Source organism: Hydrotalea sp. (assembly GCF_049968455.1).
In the GTDB taxonomy this organism is placed as follows: Bacteria; Bacteroidota; Bacteroidia; order Chitinophagales; family Chitinophagaceae; genus Hydrotalea.
On the sequence record NZ_JBMFQT010000033.1, the window covers coordinates 1 to 1923 of the forward strand.

Consider the following 1923-nt stretch of genomic DNA (forward strand, 5'->3'; position numbering starts at 1 on the left):
ATTGGCCCTGGTGGTATTGAGTGAATGGCGCAGTTTTCGCAAAATACGGCTCACGGCCTTGTTCATTCCCTTGGTTATCCTGGGCTTGTTTTTTACCCTATACGGGAATTTTGGGGAAATTGGAAACAAGGTGGCCACAGCTTTCGACAATTTCAATGACCGCCGGCAAAGTTTGGCACAAAGCGGGGAAGAATCGCGCAGGATTGAAGGAGATATTCCCCGTATCCTAAATTTTCAGGGTAAGTACCCGCTCTTTGGGGTGGGATTGGGGGCTACTTACCAGGGGGCTACCCAATTATTCGGTACTTCGCCTTATGTGGAAGAATTTGGGTATGTGGAGGGCGAACTGATTCGAGTGATTTTGGAAGGGGGCTTTGTGCTGTTCTTCATGCGGTTCTTTATGGCCTGGTACTTAGCCAGCCGCTTGGCCGTACCCACACTATTAAAATTGTTGGTATTTGGCCTGGTATTTTATGCCGTGGTATGGGTGTTCAATATTTACAATGCCTTTTATTTAGCGTTTGGTATTATTTTAATCGACCAGGCCTACTATCGGGGTAGTTCAGCCCTTACGGCAACGAAGCCCGAATAGTACCTCTTTTCATCCCTACATTTACTTACTAATCATCATTGACTGAGTGCCCATGCGTATTGTAATTCGTTCCCTCACTTTTTTACCCAAAGTGGGTGGTTTAGAAAATATGATGCACCAATTGGCGCTGGCCTGGGCACAGCAAGGGCATACCGTTACAGTGATTACGGCAGTGCCCGAGGAAGCAGCACCCCAAGCTTATGCGGTGCTGCGCAAGATTCCGGAAAGCAAGGTTCGACAACTGTTGCAGGAAGCGGATTTGTATGTAGAAGCCAATATTAGTCTAAAAACATTTCGCACCGGTTTGCGCTTTCACCGCAAATGGGTGGTGGTACACCATTTACCTTACTACGATAAAGGTTGGAAAAAAGGATTGAAATTGTTATTGACCCGATGGTCGCACAACATAGCCGTAAGCCAATATGTGGCAAAGACATTACCCGCTCCGGCAGTTGTGATACATAATTCCTATAATCCGGTCTTTACTAAAACAAATATGGGCAATCGCCCCTACGATTTCATTTTTACCGGTCGCATGGTATCGGATAAAGGATTGGATCTATTGGTATCCGCCTTTCTGCAATACCACCAATCTCGGCCGGAAAGTCGCTTATTATTGGTAGGTGACGGTCCCGAGCGGGGGGCACAGCAGGCACGCATATCCGCAGCCGGTATTGGTGATGCGGTTACCTGGGCCGGCCTATTGCGGGGTGAGGCATTGGTGGCGGCCTACAATAGTGCCAAAATAGCCGTTATTCCTTCCCGCTGGCCCGAGCCCTTTGGCATTGTAGCCCTGGAGGCATTGGCTTGTGGTTGTGGGGTGGTGGCTTCTAACGGAGGGGGTTTGCCGGAAGCCGCCGGTAACTGGGGTATCTATTATCCCAATGGTGATGCGGAAGCTTTATTATCCGCCCTACAAACAGCCCTGCAACAATATCCCACCACTGTGGCGGCGTTTTCCCAAATACAGCAATATTTACAGGCACATACCCCTGCAGCAATAGCACAACAATACATTCAACAATGCCAAGCATGGAACATCGTACCCCATTGATTGCTATTTCTAATCCTGCCCGGCAATACACCCCTCAAACGGTGGCAGCCTTGATAGCCCTACCGAATGTACAAGTGGTTTTTTTAACGGCATTTTGGTGGTTACCCCAACGTTATACCTGGATGCGATGGTTGGCTAAGTTGCCGGGTATGCAACAGCAACTGGCCAAGAAAAATGCGGACACCGTACCACCCGAATGTGTGCAATTGCATTGGACCGGCATCTTGTTTAGTTTGCTGGGCCGTTTTTTGGTTAAAGGAGAGCGCAGAAGTTTTTG

General features: G+C 48.6%; 3 protein-coding genes. All 3 read left to right on the forward strand.

What is annotated here, in order from left to right; translation table 11 throughout:
* The coding region (locus ACP5P5_RS13270; RefSeq protein WP_428286595.1) for a hypothetical protein at nt 1-592 on the forward strand (592 nt) is incomplete at its 5' end.
* A 52-nt stretch (nt 593-644) separates the two neighbouring features.
* Entirely contained in the window at nt 645-1646 is a 1002-nt protein-coding gene (locus ACP5P5_RS13275; RefSeq protein ID WP_428286596.1) for a glycosyltransferase family 4 protein, read from the forward strand.
* Nucleotides 1625-1923 (forward strand): hypothetical protein (locus tag ACP5P5_RS13280; RefSeq protein ID WP_428286597.1); only part of this gene is annotated, 299 nt, incomplete at its 3' end. The genes ACP5P5_RS13275 and ACP5P5_RS13280, both read left to right, overlap by 22 nt.